The organism is Billgrantia kenyensis (assembly GCF_013697085.1).
GTDB classification, from domain to species: domain Bacteria; phylum Pseudomonadota; class Gammaproteobacteria; order Pseudomonadales; family Halomonadaceae; genus Halomonas; species Halomonas kenyensis.
Genome location: NZ_JACEFT010000003.1, coordinates 158220 through 172742, shown reverse-complemented (window position 1 = coordinate 172742; position 14523 = coordinate 158220). Strand labels below are relative to the sequence as shown.

Sequence of the window (14523 nt, the reverse complement as noted above, 5' to 3'; positions counted from 1 at the left end):
TCCATCAATGGGTACGGGGGTCGAGGGCGTCGCGCAGCCCGTCACCGAGGAAATTCAGGCACAGCAGGGTGGCGGCGAGGAACGTCGACGGCACCAGCAGCATCCAGGGGGCGCTCTGCATCGTGTCGACGCCCTCGCTGATCAGTACGCCCCAGCTGGTCATCGGCTCCTGCACCCCTAGCCCGAGAAACGACAGGAAACTCTCCAGTAGGATCACCTTGGGCACGGTGAGGGTGACGTAGACGATCACCGGCCCCAGGGTGTTGGGAATCAGGTGGCGCATGACGATGGTGCGTGATCTGACCCCCAGGGCGCGGGCGGCTTCGACGAACTCGCGGCGCTTCAGCGCCAGCGTCTGGCCGCGCACGATGCGTGACATGTCCAGCCACTCCACCGCGCCGATGGCGGCATAGATCAGCAGGATGTTGCGGCCGAACACCACCATCAGCAGGATCACCAGAAACATGAAGGGCAGCGAATACATGATGTCGACGAAGCGCATCATCAGGTTGTCCACGCGTCCGCCCAGGTAGCCGGCCACGGCGCCGTAGAGCACGCCGATCACCAGCGAGACGAAGGTGGCTACCAGGGCAACCGACAGTGAAATCTGGCCGCCGTAAAGCGTACGGGTCAGCAGATCGCGACCGTTGGCATCGGTGCCGGCCAGATGACCGTCCTCCAGGCTGGGGGGTGAACGGAAGGCGTCCCAGTTGACTTCATTGAGGCCCCAGGGCGTCAGCCAGGGGCCCGCTACGCAGGCGGCGGCGATGAAGATCAGCAGCACAAGGCTGACCATGGCGGCACGGTTTCGCTTGAGGCGCCGCCAGGCATCGCGGCCCAGGCTGTCGCCCGCCGACAGGTCGCCGGTATCGGAGGTAAGGGTCGTGGTATCAGTCGTCATAGCGGATCTGCGGGTCGAGGGCGGAATAGAGAAGGTCGACGATCAGGTTGAGCAGCACGATGAGGATGCCGTAGAACACCACCGTGCCCATCACCAGGGTGTAGTCGCGATTCAGCGCGGCCTGGACGAAATAGCGGCCGATGCCGGGAATGCCGAAGATCTGCTCGATCACCACCGAGCCGGTGATGATGCCGGCAATGGCCGGCCCCAGGTAGGACACCACCGGCAGCAGGGAGGGGCGCAGTGCGTGGCGCCAGATCACCTCGCGTTCGGAGAGCCCCTTGGCGCGGGCCGTACGAATGTAGTGGCTACCAAGTACCTCGATCATGCTGGCGCGGCTCATGCGGGCGATATAGGCCACCTGCTGGATCGACAGCGCTATCACCGGCAGCACCATGTTGCGCCAATGCCCGTCGTTCCAGCCCCCCACCGGTAGCCAGGCCAGCAGCACGCCGAACACCAGCGCCAGAACCGGTGCAATGACGAAATTGGGAATGGCGACCCCGGCCAGCGCGGTGCCCATCACCAGATAGTCGATGCTCGAGTTGCGATGCAGTGCGGCCAGGATACCCAGCGGCAGGCCCACGGCGATGGCCAGGGCGATGGCCCACAGGCCCAGCTCGAGGCTGACCGGGAAGCCCTGGGCGATCAGCTCGGTGACGGTGAAGTCCTTGTAGCGAAAAGAGGGGCCGAAGTCGCCCTGCAGTAGATTGCCCAGGTAGATGAAATACTGTCGCCACACCGGCTGGTCGAGATGATAGGCGGCACGCAGGTTGGCCTCGATCTCGGCCGGCAGCTGACGCTCGCCGTCGAACGGGCCACCCGGCGCCAGATGCATCAGGAAGAACGACAGCGTGATGACGATCAACAGGGTCGGAATCGCCTGTAACAGGCGCTTGGAAACGTAGATCAGCATGGCATTCCCCGGCCCCGGTTGCCCGGGGCCTCGTCAGGCGGATGGCGAGATCACTCTTCGAAGGAGACCCAGCGCGAGCGGTGGATGTCCTCGATGTTGTTCTCCCAGCCTTGCAGGGCGGGGTTCACCAGATTGCGTGACACGTAGTAGTAGATGGGCAGGGTGGCGCTGTCGGCCAGGGCGATGCGCTCGGCCTCGGCCATGATCTCGCCGCGGCGTTCGAGGTCCTGGGTCTCGGCAGCCTCGCGCATCAGCGCATCGAACTGCTCGTTGCTGTAGGCGCCGTAGTTGTTGCCCACGCCGCTCTCGAGCAGGCTGAGGAAGTTCTGGGCATCGTTGTAGTCGCCGATCCAGCCGGCGCGGCCGACGTCGAAGTCGCCCTGTCTCAGGTCGGTGTAGTGCACGGCGACCTCGGAGTTGAACAGGTCTACCTGAACGCCCAGCGGCTCCCACATGGCGCCGATGGCAATGGCCACCTGGCGGTGGTCCTCGCTGGTGTTGTAGCGCAGGCGCAGTTGCAGCGGGTTGTCGGGGCCGTAGCCAGCCTCGCTCATCAGCTCCCGGGCACGCTCCATGCGTTCATCCTGTGACAGCTCGGAAAACTCCAGCATCGCAGGTTCGTAGTGGCTGATACCCGGAGGCACGAAGCTGTAGGCCGGCACCTCTCCGGTGCCCAGAATCCGGTCGGTGATCACCTCGCGGCGCACGGCCAGGCTGAGGGCCTCGCGTACACGGGGGTCGGCGGTGGGGTGTCCTTCGCGGGTATTCAGCGTGTAGTAGTAGATGCCCAGGAAAGGCGCCGTGTGGGTAGCCTCGGGCAGGTTGTCGCGCAGCCAGCCATACTGCTGGGTGGGAAAGTCGCGAGCGACATCGATCTCGCCGGCACGAAAGCGGTTGAGTGCGGTATTGCGCTCCTCGATGGGGAAGTAGATCACCTGGTCGAGCGCGACGTTGTCGGCATCGTGGAAGTGCTCGTTGCGTACTACCTCGATGCGGGTCTGTGACTGCCAGCGCTGGATCTTGAACGGACCGTTGGAGACCAAATTGGCCGGCCGCGACCAGCGATCGCCGTGCTCCTTCACCACGTGCCGGGGTACCGGATAGGCGGTGTAGTGGGATAGCTGGTCGAGGAAATAGGGGGTCGAGCGCTCCAGGGTGATCCGCAAGGTATGATTGTCCAGCGCCTCGATGCCCAGGGTCTCGGGCTCCGCGTCGCCGCCGTAGACCACCTCGGCGTTCTTCACTGGGTAGAGCAGGTAGGCGTAGTCTGCGGCCGTGGCCGGGTCGAGGATGCGCCGGAAGGCGAAGACGAAGTCCTCGGCGGTGACCGGCTCGCCGTCGGACCAGCGGGCGTTTTCGCGCAGCCGGAAGATGTAGACCGTGCCGTCCTCGGATATCTCCCACGACTCGGCCACACCGGGAATTCTCTCGCCATTCGCGGCCTCGGTGATCAGCCCCTCGAAGAGATCGCCGGCCACATCGTTCTCCCAGGTCCCGCTGATCTTGTGTGGATCGAGGGAGGAGGGCTCGCCCATGGTGGCGATACGCAGGGTGTCGGCCTGGAGAGGCAGCGCGGCGAGGCCTGCTGCCATAACTGCCGTGCACAGGGCGGGGCGTAGGCGAACGAACGAAATCATTAGAATGTTTCTCCTTGGATCTTGTTATTGGGCGGCATATCCACTGCCAGATCCCATGAAAGATAGTAGAAAAAACCATAGCGAATCTGTGCGATATCCTCCCGATGGTTTGTAGGAGATCTATGACAGTGTCAGCCGACAAGGATGCGCCCCAGCGGCAAGTTCGCTACAATAATCGCCTTTTCCGCGCCGTCCGCACATGGTTCGTATCCTTCGGGCGGCGTCGTTATTCCCAAGCGATTCAGGCGAGCGAGCCCATGCTGGAAACCAACCCCATTCACAACCTCATCAAGGACCTGGCCGAACGGACAGACGTCCTGAGGGGGTATCTTTGACTATGCCGAACGCAAGGATCGGCTAGAAGAAGTCTCCCGCGAACTGGAAGACCCCAACGTCTGGAACGACCCCGACTACGCCCAGAAGCTCGGCAAGGAGCGCGCCTCCCTCGAGCTGGTGGTCGAGACCATCGACGAGCTCGACCAGGGCCTGGCGGATAGTCGCGACCTGCTCGAGTTGGCCGAGATGGAGGAGGACGAGGAGACCGTCGAGGAGGTCAAGAAGGAGCTGGACGGGCTCCAGGAGAGCCTGGCGAAGCTCGAGTTCCGGCGCATGTTCTCCGGCGAGATGGACGCCAACAACGCCTACCTCGACATCCAGGCCGGCTCCGGTGGCACCGAGGCCCAGGACTGGGCCAACATGCTGCTGCGCATGTACCTGCGCTGGGCCGAGCATCACGGCTTCAAGGCCGAGATTACCGAACTCTCCGCCGGTGAGGTGGCGGGTATCAAGTCGGCTACGATTCACGTGCAGGGCGACCACGCCTTCGGCTGGCTGCGCACCGAGACCGGGGTGCACCGCCTGGTGCGCAAGAGCCCGTTCGACTCCGGCGGCCGCCGCCACACTTCGTTCGCCTCGGTGTTCCTGTCGCCGGAGATCGACGACAGCTTCGAGGTCGAGATCAACCCGGCGGACCTGCGCGTCGACACCTACCGCTCCAGCGGCGCCGGCGGCCAGCACGTCAACACCACCGACTCGGCGGTGCGCATCACCCACGAGCCCACCGGCATCGTGGTGGCCTGTCAGAGCCAGCGCAGCCAGCACGCCAACCGCGACTTCGCCATGAAGCAGCTCAAGGCGAAGCTGTGGGAGCACGAGATGGAGAAGCGCAATGCCGCCAAGCAGGAGGCGGAAGACTCCAAGGCCGACATCGGCTGGGGCAGCCAGATCCGCTCCTACGTGCTCGACGATCAGCGCATCAAGGACCTGCGCACCGGCGTGCAGACCAGCAACTGCGACCGTGTGCTGGACGGCGATCTTGACGCCTTCATCGAAGCCAGCTTGAAGCAGGGCTTGTAACCGGCGCCCATTGCACACGCCGCTGCTGCGAAGCCCCTCCACTGCTCGGCCTGCGAACCCGGGCAGAGTGTTGAGGGGCGCCTTGTCTCAGCTTCGCTCGCGCGGCTCTGGTCGCGCTTACACCACCGCATATTGTGACTGCTAACAGGTAGCGACATGGCCAACGAGAGCTCTTCACCGGACAGCCCCCAGACCGACGATAATCGCCTGATCGCCGAGCGCCGGGCCAAGCTGGCCGCGCGCCGCGAGCTTGCCGCCGCCACCGGCGGCAGCGCCTTTCCCAATGACTTTCGCCGCGACAGCCTGGCAGCCGACCTGATTGCCGAGCTGGGCGAGAAGGACAAGGGCGAGCTGGAAGCGCTTGATCGCCCGGCGGCGGTGGCCGGGCGCATCATGCGCAAGCGCGGGCCGTTCCTGGTGATCCAGGACCCCTCCGGCACGATCCAGCTCTATGTCGACAAGAAGGGGCTGCCGGAAGCGGTGCTCGAGGACATCAAGAGCTGGGACATCGGCGACATCGTGGCGGCGCGGGGGCCGGTGCACAAGTCGGGCAAGGGCGATCTCTACGTGATGATGCAGGAGGCCAGGCTGCTGACCAAGAGCCTGCGCCCGCTGCCGGACAAGTTCCACGGCCTGACCGACCTGGAAGCGCGCTACCGCCAGCGCTACGTCGACCTGATCATGAACCCCGACTCGCGCAAGGTGTTCGAGACCCGTGCCGGAGTGATCAGCGCCATGCGCCGCTTCTTCGAGGAGCGCGGCTTCATGGAGGTGGAAACCCCCATGCTGCAGCCGATTCCCGGCGGTGCCACCGCGCGCCCCTTCATCACCCACCACAATGCGCTGGACATCGACATGTACCTGCGCATCGCGCCCGAACTCTACCTCAAGCGCCTGGTGGTGGGCGGTTTCGAGAAGGTCTTCGAGATCAACCGCAACTTCCGCAACGAGGGGCTGTCGACCCGGCACAACCCCGAGTTCACCATGGTCGAGTTCTACCAGGCCCACGCCAACCATCATGACCTGATGGATCTCACCGAGGAGATGCTGCGCGGCATCTGCCGGCAGGTGCTGGGCACCACCACCGTGGTCAATACCGTGCGCAACGCCGAGGGCGAGGTACTCGAGACCTACGAGTACGACTTCGGCAAGCCGCTCAAGCGTATCAGCGTGTTCGACTCGATTCTCGAGTACAACCCCGACATCCACGCCGAGGCGCTGTCCGACGAGGCCGCCGCGCGGCAGATCGCCGAGCGGCTGGACATCGATGTCAAGGATGGCTGGGGCCTGGGCAAGATCCAGATCGAGATCTTCGAGAAGACCGTCGAGCACCGCCTGAAGGATCCGACCTTCATCACCGACTACCCCACCGAGGTGAGTCCGCTGGCGCGGCGTAACGACAGCAACCCGTTCGTCACCGAGCGCTTCGAGTTCTTCGTCGGCGGGCGCGAGATCGCCAACGGCTTCTCGGAGCTCAACGACGCCGAGGACCAGGCCGAACGCTTCCGCGCCCAGGCGGCGGAGAAGGAGGCCGGCGACCTCGAGGCGATGTACTACGACGCCGACTACGTGCGCGCGCTGGAGTACGGCATGCCGCCCACCGCCGGCGAAGGCATCGGCATCGACCGCCTGGTGATGCTGTTCACCGACAGCGCTTCAATTCGAGATGTGTTGCTGTTCCCGGCCATGCGCCCCGAGGTGGAGTGAAGGGGCTGCGCTTCGGCCAGGCGTCTGCTTGCCTGGCCGAGGCTTGACTCGCTTTTCCGGCCTTGGCGGGGCGATTGCACGTCGTGCATCGCGAACTACGCTGTAAACCCTTCCCTGGGCGCTCCAATTTTCCTGCTACGCTTTCGCATCCTGCTTCGCGTGCAGGGCCAGGGCTGGCCATCCATGGCCAGCCCGTTCGGAGCGAACTCCTCACCCATGAAAAATGAGGTTCGCTCACGCACGACCTGCAATCACTCGCTCGGCGCCTTGTAGCCGACTGAGTGAAAAGGCGGAAGTATTGGTAAGCGGCGGCGCTAGCGCCCATAATGATCACCGTTTCGACGTCGAGGAGACCGTGATGAAACTGCTCAACCGCTCCGCCCTGAGCGTCAGGCCGACCCGGCACTTCGTGGAATGGATCAATGCGCTGGAGCCCACCATGGGGGAGGACGACCTCACCCTGGCCGACGTCGAACGTGAAAGCACGGTCTATCTGATTCCCGAGATGGACACCCCGGAGGCCCTGGAGGCCTTCGTGCGCGAGCGCTATCTCGAGATCCTCGAGACCGAGCTGCGCGCCTGGGAAGAGGATGAGCGGCAGTGGCCCGAGGCTCTGGACTGGGTCCTGTTCCAGCGCTTCCTGCAGGTCGAGCACAGCTATCTGGCCATCGACCTGGACGACGAGACCGCGCTGGAGATCTCCGAGGTCGACGATACCCTACTGCTGGAAACCGACCAGGATTAACCGCCTTTTCTGAAGCATCACGAGAAAACCGGCTGCGGCCGGTTTTCTCGTTACGACACCTGATGATGGAATAGAATGAGCCGACTCTTTTCGACTCGGCCCGGCGACGACGGCTTGCCGGGACCCGAGCGGCGCCTGGCGGTACTGGCGCTGATTCTCGGTACCCTGATGGCCGTGGTGGACGTCACCATGGTCAATATCGCGCTGCCCTCCATTGCGCGCGACCTCGATGTGTCTGCCGCCCGGGCGGTATGGGTCACCAATCTCTACCAGATCGTCTGCGCCGCCTTCCTGCTGGTGTGCGCCTCCTTCAGCGAGATGATCAGCCGCCGGCGTCTCTACGTGGCGGGCCTGGCGCTGTTCGTGTTCGCCTCGCTGGGCGCGGCGCTGTCGCGCAGCCTGGAGTGGCTGCTGGTGTTTCGCGCCCTGCAGGGGCTGGGAGCGGCGGCCACGCTCTCCATCGGTCCGTCGCTCTACCGCTCGATCTTCCCCACCCGGCTGTTGGGCAGTGCCCTGGGCCTCTCGGCGCTGGTGGTGGCGGGCGGCTATGCCGCCGGGCCGGCGGTGGGCGGGCTGGTGCTGTCGGTGGCGAGCTGGCCCTGGCTGTTCGCCCTGCATCTGCCGCTGGGCCTGGTCTCGCTGTGGCTGGCCTGGCGCGCCATGCCGCGCGAGAAGGGGCGACGCGGGGGCTTCGACGGCCGCGGTGCGCTGGGCTCGGTGATCATGCTGGGCAGTTTCTTCCTGGCCATGGACACCGTGGCACACGGGGCGCCGCTGTGGCAGGCCCTGGCCTGGTTAGCGCTGAGCCTCGTGACCGGCTACTTGTTCCTGCGCCGCCAGCGCCGGGCCAGCCACCCGCTGTTGCCGCCTCGGCTGTTCCAGGTCAGCCGCTTTCGCCTGGCAGTGTCCGCCTCGGGCCTGGCCTTCGTCGGCCAAGGGCTCGCCTTCGTCGCGCTGTCGTTTCTCTACCAGCAGGAGATGGGCTTCTCGCCGCTGCACACGGCCTGGCTGTTCACCCCCTGGCCGCTTGCCATCATGCTGGTGGGGCCCATCGCCGGGCGCCTAGCCGATCGCACCAACCCCAGCATCATGGCCAGCTTGGGGCTGGTATTGCTGATGCTGGGGCTCGCCTCGCTGGCGCTGCTGCCTGAAGATGCCGGCATCCTCGACAGCCTGTGGCGAACGGCCCTCTGCGGTATCGGCTTCGGACTGTTCCAGCCGCCCAACAACCGCGAGATGATGACCAGCGCGCCGCGTGAGCTCAGCACCAGCGCCTCGGGCGTGCTGAGTACCACGCGCACCGTGGGCCAGTCGCTGGGCGTGGCGCTGGTAGGAGCCTTCATGGCCGCCAATGCCCCGGTGCAGATCACCCTGTGGGTCGGCTGTCTGGCCTGCCTGCTGGCGCTTGGCTTCAGCCTGGCGCGAATCCGTGTGTCCGGCGCCGCGCGCAAGGCGAGTGTCGGCGAGGCGCCATCCCGGGTGCAGTCGCCGCCCAAGCGAGTACAATGAACTCTCCACGCATGACCGAGGAGCCCTCATGAGCATTCAGGCCGCCATCGAAGAGAAACTGCAGGCCCTCGAGCCCTCCTACCTGGCGGTGGAGAACGAGAGCCATCGGCACGCGGTGCCTGCCAATTCCGAGACCCACTTCAAGGTCACGGTAGTCTCCGAGCACTTCCAGGGACTGATGCCGGTAAAGCGCCACCAGCGCCTCTATGCGCTGCTGGCCGATGAGCTGGCTGGGCCGGTGCACGCTCTGGCGCTGCACCTCTACACCCCCAGTGAATGGCAGAGCCGCGGCGAGGCTCGTCCCGATTCTCCCGACTGTCGTGGCGCCGGCGCGTGACGACCGAGCCGCAGCGCCTGCAGTACCTGGAGGCAATGGGATTGACCGCCTGGGTGGCGCGCTACCAGCTGCCTCATGCGCGACCGAGCGAGGCGTGCGAGTGGCAGCTGCCCGAGCGGGAGGCGCCCGCGCCGCCGGCCGAGCGCCTGCATGCGCTGCTCGACGAGGCCGAAGAGGCAGCCCAGCAGCCCCCAAAACCGGCAGCGGAGCCGCCGCGTGCGGTGCCGGCCAGGAGGGCTAGGCAGCTGCTGGGTATCGAGCCCGCCAACGACGAGGCAGCTCCGGTAGCCGACAGCGAGGTGGTGGAGGAACTGCCGCGCCAGGTCCAGGAGCCGCTGCGCTTTACCCTTCAGGTCGGCAGTCTGGCAGGGCGTTGGCTGGTCATCGTGCCGGGGGAAGCGGCGCCGGACGCCAGCCAGGGACAGTTGCTGTCCAACCTGCTGCAGGCAGGCGGTATCCCGATTCCGTCCCCCCTGGTCTTCGAAACGTTTCGTTGGCCACCCATGGAGAACCTGCCCGTCGAGGCACCGCTGGACGAGGCGCGCCAGGGCCTGCACGCCTTCATCGAAGGCACGCGTCGCCGCGGCTGGGCACCCGAGAGAATCCTGATTTTCGGCCGGGATGCCGACCTCGAGCGCCTGCTCGATTTGCAGCAGGGACATTTCGAGCTCCAGGGGCTAGTCGGGTGGCAGGGGCCAGGCCTGGCCGAGCTGGCGCGCAGCGCGCAGGCCAAGCGTGAGCTGTGGCCGAGCCTGCTCGAATGGCAGCGGGTCTGGTCGGAGGCCACCGAGGCCGATGATTGAACCCGTCCTGCGTGTCCTGGAACGCGTGGATCTGCAGCGACTGGAGGCACTCGAGCGGCAACAGGCGAAGCCCTGGTCGCGTGATCAGCTCGCCGCGGCACTCGAAGACGAAGCCGCCTGCGTGCTGGGCGCAGCGATCGAGGGCGAACTGATCGGTCATGCGGTGGTTGCCAGGCTGCCCTTCGAGGCCGAGCTGCAGGCCATGCTGGTGACGCCTGGCATGCGTCGGCATGGCCTGGGAGGTCGCTTGCTTCAGGAGGTCATCGAGCAGGGCCGGCGCTGGGGCAGCGAACGGCTGCTGCTCGAAGTGAGGGCGGGCAATGCTGTGGCCATCGGCCTTTACCGCAAGGCGGGGTTCGGCGAGGACGGACGGCGGCGAGGCTACTACCCGCCGCATCCCGGGGCGACCGACGCGACAAGAGAGGATGCCATCCTGATGTCGCGCCCTCTGTGACAGAGCCTCGAGGGCAGCTCGGTCAGGGCTCGGCTTTTTCTGTCTCGACTTCGTCGAACTTGCCCAGCAGGGCGGTGAGGCGGCGCTCCCACTCTTCGCGCTCCTGCTTCAGCCGGCTGTTTTCCTCGCGCAGCTCCTCCGCCTCCATTTTCAGCAACTCCAGGGCCTCGACGGCACTGGCCACTTTCTGCTCGAGCCGGTTGAAGAGATCGGTGCTCATCGTATTCTCCTGAGATGACATGCTGCGATAGCGGGCCCTGCCCGCGATGACTCCGTTGCGCAGCGTACCGCCGAGAACCTCGGCTCGGCAAGCGTAGCCGAACGGCGACGCCGGTTTAATCGATGCCCGGTGGCAGGCGGCGGTAGAGCCTGCCGGTGCTGTCGCCGGCACGCACTTCCCGGTGCAGCGACCAGCGGTCTGGGACGCTCACCTCGAGCTCCGTCTCGGTTTCTACATAGATCCAGGCCTCCGGCGCCAGCCAGCCCTGTTCCAGGCGCTTGCAGCAGGGTGTCGCCAGGCCCTGGCGAAAGGGCGGGTCGAGAAAGACGAGCGTGAAGGCGGAATCTCCGGTCGGGCCGGCGGCGAGGTGGGCGAGGACGTCGCCGGTCAGGACCTGGCCCCGGTCGGCGGCACCGAGGGTGTGCAGGTTGTCCTCCAGCGCCCCGGCGACCTTGGGATCGCGCTCGACGAACAGCGCCCTGGCAGCGCCTCTCGAGAGCGCCTCCAGGCCCAGCGCACCGGTGCCGGCGAACAGGTCCAGCACGCGGGCGCCGGGGGTGGCGGCGGCCAGCCAGTTGAACAGGGTCTCACGCACCCGGTCGGGCGTGGGACGAAGGCCGGGGCTGTCGAGTACCGGCAGCAGCCGGCGGCGATACTCGCCGCCGATGATGCGCAGGCGGCCGCTGCCCTTGGGCGAGCGAGCACCGGGACGGGGGCGGGAACGGGGAGAGGAGCGGCGACGTGTCATGGGCGCGAATTGTACCCGCCGTCTTGTCCACAGTCATGATGCGCGGTGTTAGGATGTAGCGATCATTCACCCGTGAGGCTGAATTCCCCCATGTTCGGTTTTTTCAAGCGCAAGAAGCAGCAGGAACAGCAGCAGGACGAGCTGAAAGATCAGCAGCCGACCCAGCCCGAAGAGCAGTCCGAAGCGCCGTCCGAAGAAGAGCGGGCGAGCGAGGAGCGGGACGAGTCGCCTGCGCCGTTTGAGGAGGGACCTGTCGACGAGGAGCGAACCGGCCCCGAAGCGGCCCCCGCCGAACCGGATGTCGTCGACGCCCCTGCCCCCGAGGAGCGGGCCATGGCCGGCCCCGCTGCCGACGAGACGCGCGAACAGACCGAGGCGGTGGAGACGTTAGGCCAGGAAGAGGAGAACGCCGCGCTCCGCGAGGAGGCGCTTGCGCCCGAGACCGCGTCTGGGCCAGCCGAGGCTGAGCCTCCGGCGCCCGATCCGGAACCCGCGCCCGAACCCGAGCGTGCGCCGCTACAGGAGAAACCCGTCGCCGAGAAGAAGGGCTGGTTTGCGCGCATCCGTTCGGGCCTGGGCAAGACCCGCGCCAACCTGGCCGAGGGTGTCGCCGGGCTTTTCCTGGGCAAGAAGCAGATCGACGACGAGCTGATCGAGGATCTCGAGACCCAGCTGCTGATGGCCGACGTGGGCATCGAGGCCACCACCGAGATCATCGACCGCCTCACCGAGCGCGTCTCGCGCAAGGAGCTCAAGGAGCCTCAGGCACTCTACCGCGCGCTGCAGGATGAGCTGGCAGTGATGCTCGATGCCGTGTCCAAGCCGCTGGCCCTGCCGGCCAAGGGTGCAGGTCCCTTCGTGATCCTGGTGGTGGGCGTCAACGGCGTGGGCAAGACCACCACCATCGGCAAGCTGGCCCAGCGCTTCCAGCGTGAAGGGCGCAGCGTGATGCTCGCCGCCGGCGATACCTTCCGTGCCGCTGCGGTCGAGCAGCTCAAGGTATGGGGCGAGCGCAACGACGTGCCGGTCATCGCCCAGCATACCGGCGCCGACAGCGCCTCGGTGGTCTACGACGCCGTGGCGGCGGCCAAGGCGCGCAAGGTCGACGTGCTGATCGCAGACACCGCCGGGCGCCTGCACAACAAGGCGCACCTGATGGAGGAGCTCAAGAAGGTGCACCGGGTGATGGGCAAGCTCGACGACACGGCACCCCACGAGGTGATGCTGGTGCTCGATGCCGGCACCGGACAGAACGCGCTGTCCCAGGCCAGCACTTTCAACGAGGCGGTGCCGGTCACCGGCATTACCCTGACCAAGCTCGACGGTACCGCCAAGGGCGGCATCATCTTCGCCCTGGCCAAGCAGCTCGGCACGCCGATTCGCTTCATCGGCGTAGGCGAGGGGCTGGACGACCTGCGCCCGTTCGAGGCCCGCGACTTCGTCGACGCGCTGTTCGATCAGGGCGAGGAGGGTAGCGACGCCACGTCATGATCCTCTTCGAGCATGTGGGCAAGCGCTATGGCGGGCGCTTCGAAGCGTTGGCCAACATCGACTTCCGCGTTCAGCGCGGCGAAATGGTCTTCCTGACCGGTCATTCCGGCGCGGGGAAGAGTTCGCTGCTGCGCCTGATCATGCTGCTCGAGCGGCCGACCCGTGGGCGAGTGCTGGTCGCCGGGCACGATATCGGTCGCCTGCACCCCAGCCAGGTGCCGTTCTACCGGCGCCAGATCGGCGTGGTGTTCCAGGATCATCAGCTGCTGCACGACCGCTCGATCTTTCACAACGTGGCGCTGCCGCTGGAGATACGCGGCTTCGATCCCCGCGAGGCGGCACGCCGGGTGCGGGCGGCGCTGGACAAGGTCGGCCTGCTGCATCGCGAGAAGGCGCTGCCGATCGAGCTTTCCGGCGGTGAGCAGCAGCGCGTGGGCATCGCCCGGGCGGTGGTCAACAAGCCGTCGCTGCTGCTGGCCGACGAGCCCACCGGCAACCTCGACCCGCAGCTCTCGGCCGACATCATGGCGCTGTTCGAGGACTTCAATCGCATCGGCACCACGGTGATGATCGCCAGCCACGACCTGGCGCTGATCGCGCGCCTGCGTCATCGCGTGCTGCGCCTGCGCGATGGGCGCCTGGTGGGCGACGAGGACGCCGCATGAGCCGCCAGCCTTCCGCGTCGCCGCGTGGCGCCCGCAGCCAGCGCACTCGCTCATCGAGCCGCGTTCGCGGCTGGCTGAGGCATCATCGTGCGATGTGCCTCGACAGCGCCCGAAGGCTGCTGCGCGCGCCTGTCGGCAGCCTGCTCACCATGCTGGCCATTGCCATCGCCCTGGTGCTTCCGGCGGCGCTGTGGCTGGCCCTGGACAGCGCCCGCCTGCTGGATGCCGAGCTCGAGGAGAGCGCCACGCTCACCGTCTACCTGGAGCATCACGTCGACGACGCCCAGGCCGAGCGCATCGATGAGGCGGTGGCTGCCCACGAAGGTATCGTTCGTACCCGGCTGATCACTGCCGCCGAGGGCATGGCCGAGTTCCAGCAGGCCCTGGGCCTGGCTGACGCCCTGGGCCGGCTCGAGGACAATCCCCTGCCGGCCAGCATCGTGGTGGTGCCGATCGACCCGGCGCCCGAGGCGGTGCGGGAGTTGGCGAGCGAGCTCGAGGCGTTGAGCGGCGTCGACGAGGTGCGCCTCGACCTGGCCTGGCTCGAGCGGTTGAGGAACCTGGCCGAGCTCGGCAGCCGCCTGGCGCTGGCGCTGGGGGTGCTGTTCGGGCTGGGTGTGCTGCTGGTGGTGGGCAATACCATCCGCCTGGCGGTGGAAAGCCGCCGCCAGGAGATCGAGGTGGTGATGCTGATTGGGGCGACCCACGGCTTCGTACGCCGTCCCTTCCTTTATAGCGGCGCTTGGTACGGCCTCGGCGGTGGCCTGCTTGCCTGGGGGCTGCTGGGGCTCGGCAACCAGTGGCTGGCAATGCCGGTCAGTGCGCTGGCGGCCAGCTACGGCGCCACCTATACGCTGCCCAGCCTGGGCCCGGAGGGCTCGGCAACGCTGCTTCTGTGCAGTACACTATTGGGCTGGCTGGGTGCCTGGATCGCGGTGAGCCGCCACCTCGCGGAGGTTCGGCCACGATAAGGCGCGGAGGTTCGGCCGCTGCGCTGGCATGCCGGCAAGGCGTCTGCCACGCTATCGCCAGCC

Annotated in this window: 16 protein-coding genes; 11 read left to right on the top strand and 5 right to left on the bottom strand. The window is 66.6% G+C overall.

What is annotated here, in order from left to right:
- Positions 1–4: 4 nt before the first annotated feature.
- From H1D44_RS04645 to H1D44_RS04635, 3 genes are read right to left on the bottom strand one after another with little or no spacing between them, the layout of a single operon-like run.
- Complete coding sequence (locus H1D44_RS04645) at positions 5–901, bottom strand: ABC transporter permease (RefSeq protein WP_181513687.1); 897 nt, start codon at positions 899–901, stop codon at positions 5–7.
- The gene (gene oppB, locus H1D44_RS04640; RefSeq protein WP_181513686.1) at positions 891–1817 is read right to left on the bottom strand and encodes an oligopeptide ABC transporter permease OppB; all 927 of its coding nucleotides are present in this window, start codon (positions 1815–1817) and stop codon (positions 891–893) included. The genes H1D44_RS04645 and oppB overlap by 11 nt, the downstream gene beginning before the upstream one ends.
- A 50-nt stretch (positions 1818–1867) precedes the next feature.
- Entirely contained in the window at positions 1868–3454 is a 1587-nt protein-coding gene (locus tag H1D44_RS04635; RefSeq protein ID WP_181513685.1) for a peptide ABC transporter substrate-binding protein, read from the bottom strand.
- A gap of 128 nt (positions 3455–3582) precedes the next feature.
- Between H1D44_RS04635 and H1D44_RS04630 the strand changes: the two genes are divergently transcribed.
- From H1D44_RS04630 to rimI, 8 genes are all read left to right on the top strand, one after another.
- A complete protein-coding gene (locus H1D44_RS04630) occupies positions 3583–3789 on the top strand; it encodes a hypothetical protein (RefSeq protein ID WP_181513766.1) in 207 nt (68 codons plus the stop codon).
- Positions 3712–4810, top strand: a protein-coding gene (prfB, locus tag H1D44_RS04625) for a peptide chain release factor 2 (RefSeq protein WP_181513684.1) whose coding sequence is annotated in 2 segments (ribosomal slippage) — positions 3712–3786 and positions 3788–4810 — 1098 coding nt in all. Because the reading frame shifts where the segments join, the coding sequence is not laid out codon by codon here. The genes H1D44_RS04630 and prfB overlap by 78 nt, the downstream gene beginning before the upstream one ends.
- Before the next feature lie 156 nt (positions 4811–4966).
- A complete protein-coding gene (lysS, locus tag H1D44_RS04620) occupies positions 4967–6517 on the top strand; it encodes a lysine--tRNA ligase (RefSeq protein WP_181513683.1) in 1551 nt (516 codons plus the stop codon).
- A gap of 358 nt (positions 6518–6875) precedes the next feature.
- Positions 6876–7262, top strand: coding sequence for a hypothetical protein (locus tag H1D44_RS04615; protein ID WP_181513682.1), 387 nt, complete (start codon positions 6876–6878; stop codon positions 7260–7262).
- Positions 7263–7337: 75 nt separating this feature from the next.
- Complete coding sequence (locus tag H1D44_RS04610; RefSeq protein WP_181513681.1) at positions 7338–8771, top strand: MFS transporter; 1434 nt, start codon at positions 7338–7340, stop codon at positions 8769–8771.
- Between the two features lie 28 nt (positions 8772–8799).
- The gene (locus H1D44_RS04605) at positions 8800–9108 is read left to right on the top strand and encodes a BolA family protein (RefSeq protein WP_181513680.1); all 309 of its coding nucleotides are present in this window, start codon (positions 8800–8802) and stop codon (positions 9106–9108) included.
- A complete protein-coding gene (locus H1D44_RS04600; protein ID WP_181513679.1) occupies positions 9105–9911 on the top strand; it encodes a hypothetical protein in 807 nt (268 codons plus the stop codon). Before H1D44_RS04605 ends, H1D44_RS04600 begins: the two co-directional genes overlap by 4 nt.
- Complete coding sequence (gene rimI, locus H1D44_RS04595; protein WP_181513678.1) at positions 9904–10365, top strand: ribosomal protein S18-alanine N-acetyltransferase; 462 nt, start codon at positions 9904–9906, stop codon at positions 10363–10365. Before H1D44_RS04600 ends, rimI begins: the two co-directional genes overlap by 8 nt.
- A 22-nt stretch (positions 10366–10387) precedes the next feature.
- On the opposite strand, the gene H1D44_RS04590 is transcribed toward rimI, so the two are convergent.
- Positions 10388–10585, bottom strand: a complete 198-nt coding sequence (locus tag H1D44_RS04590) for a cell division protein ZapB (RefSeq protein ID WP_181513677.1) — start codon at positions 10583–10585, stop codon at positions 10388–10390.
- A gap of 115 nt (positions 10586–10700) precedes the next feature.
- Positions 10701–11333, bottom strand: coding sequence for a 16S rRNA (guanine(966)-N(2))-methyltransferase RsmD (gene rsmD, locus H1D44_RS04585; protein ID WP_181513676.1), 633 nt, complete (start codon positions 11331–11333; stop codon positions 10701–10703).
- 90 nt (positions 11334–11423) lie between these two features.
- On the opposite strand from rsmD, the gene ftsY reads away from it, so the two are divergent.
- From ftsY to ftsX, 3 genes are read left to right on the top strand one after another with little or no spacing between them, the layout of a single operon-like run.
- Positions 11424–12824, top strand: a complete 1401-nt coding sequence (gene ftsY, locus H1D44_RS04580) for a signal recognition particle-docking protein FtsY (RefSeq protein WP_181513675.1) — start codon at positions 11424–11426, stop codon at positions 12822–12824.
- Positions 12821–13489, top strand: coding sequence for a cell division ATP-binding protein FtsE (gene ftsE, locus H1D44_RS04575; RefSeq protein ID WP_181513674.1), 669 nt, complete (start codon positions 12821–12823; stop codon positions 13487–13489). The genes ftsY and ftsE overlap by 4 nt, the downstream gene beginning before the upstream one ends.
- Positions 13486–14460, top strand: a complete 975-nt coding sequence (gene ftsX / locus H1D44_RS04570; protein WP_181513673.1) for a permease-like cell division protein FtsX — start codon at positions 13486–13488, stop codon at positions 14458–14460. Before ftsE ends, ftsX begins: the two co-directional genes overlap by 4 nt.
- Positions 14461–14523: the final 63 nt, after the last annotated feature.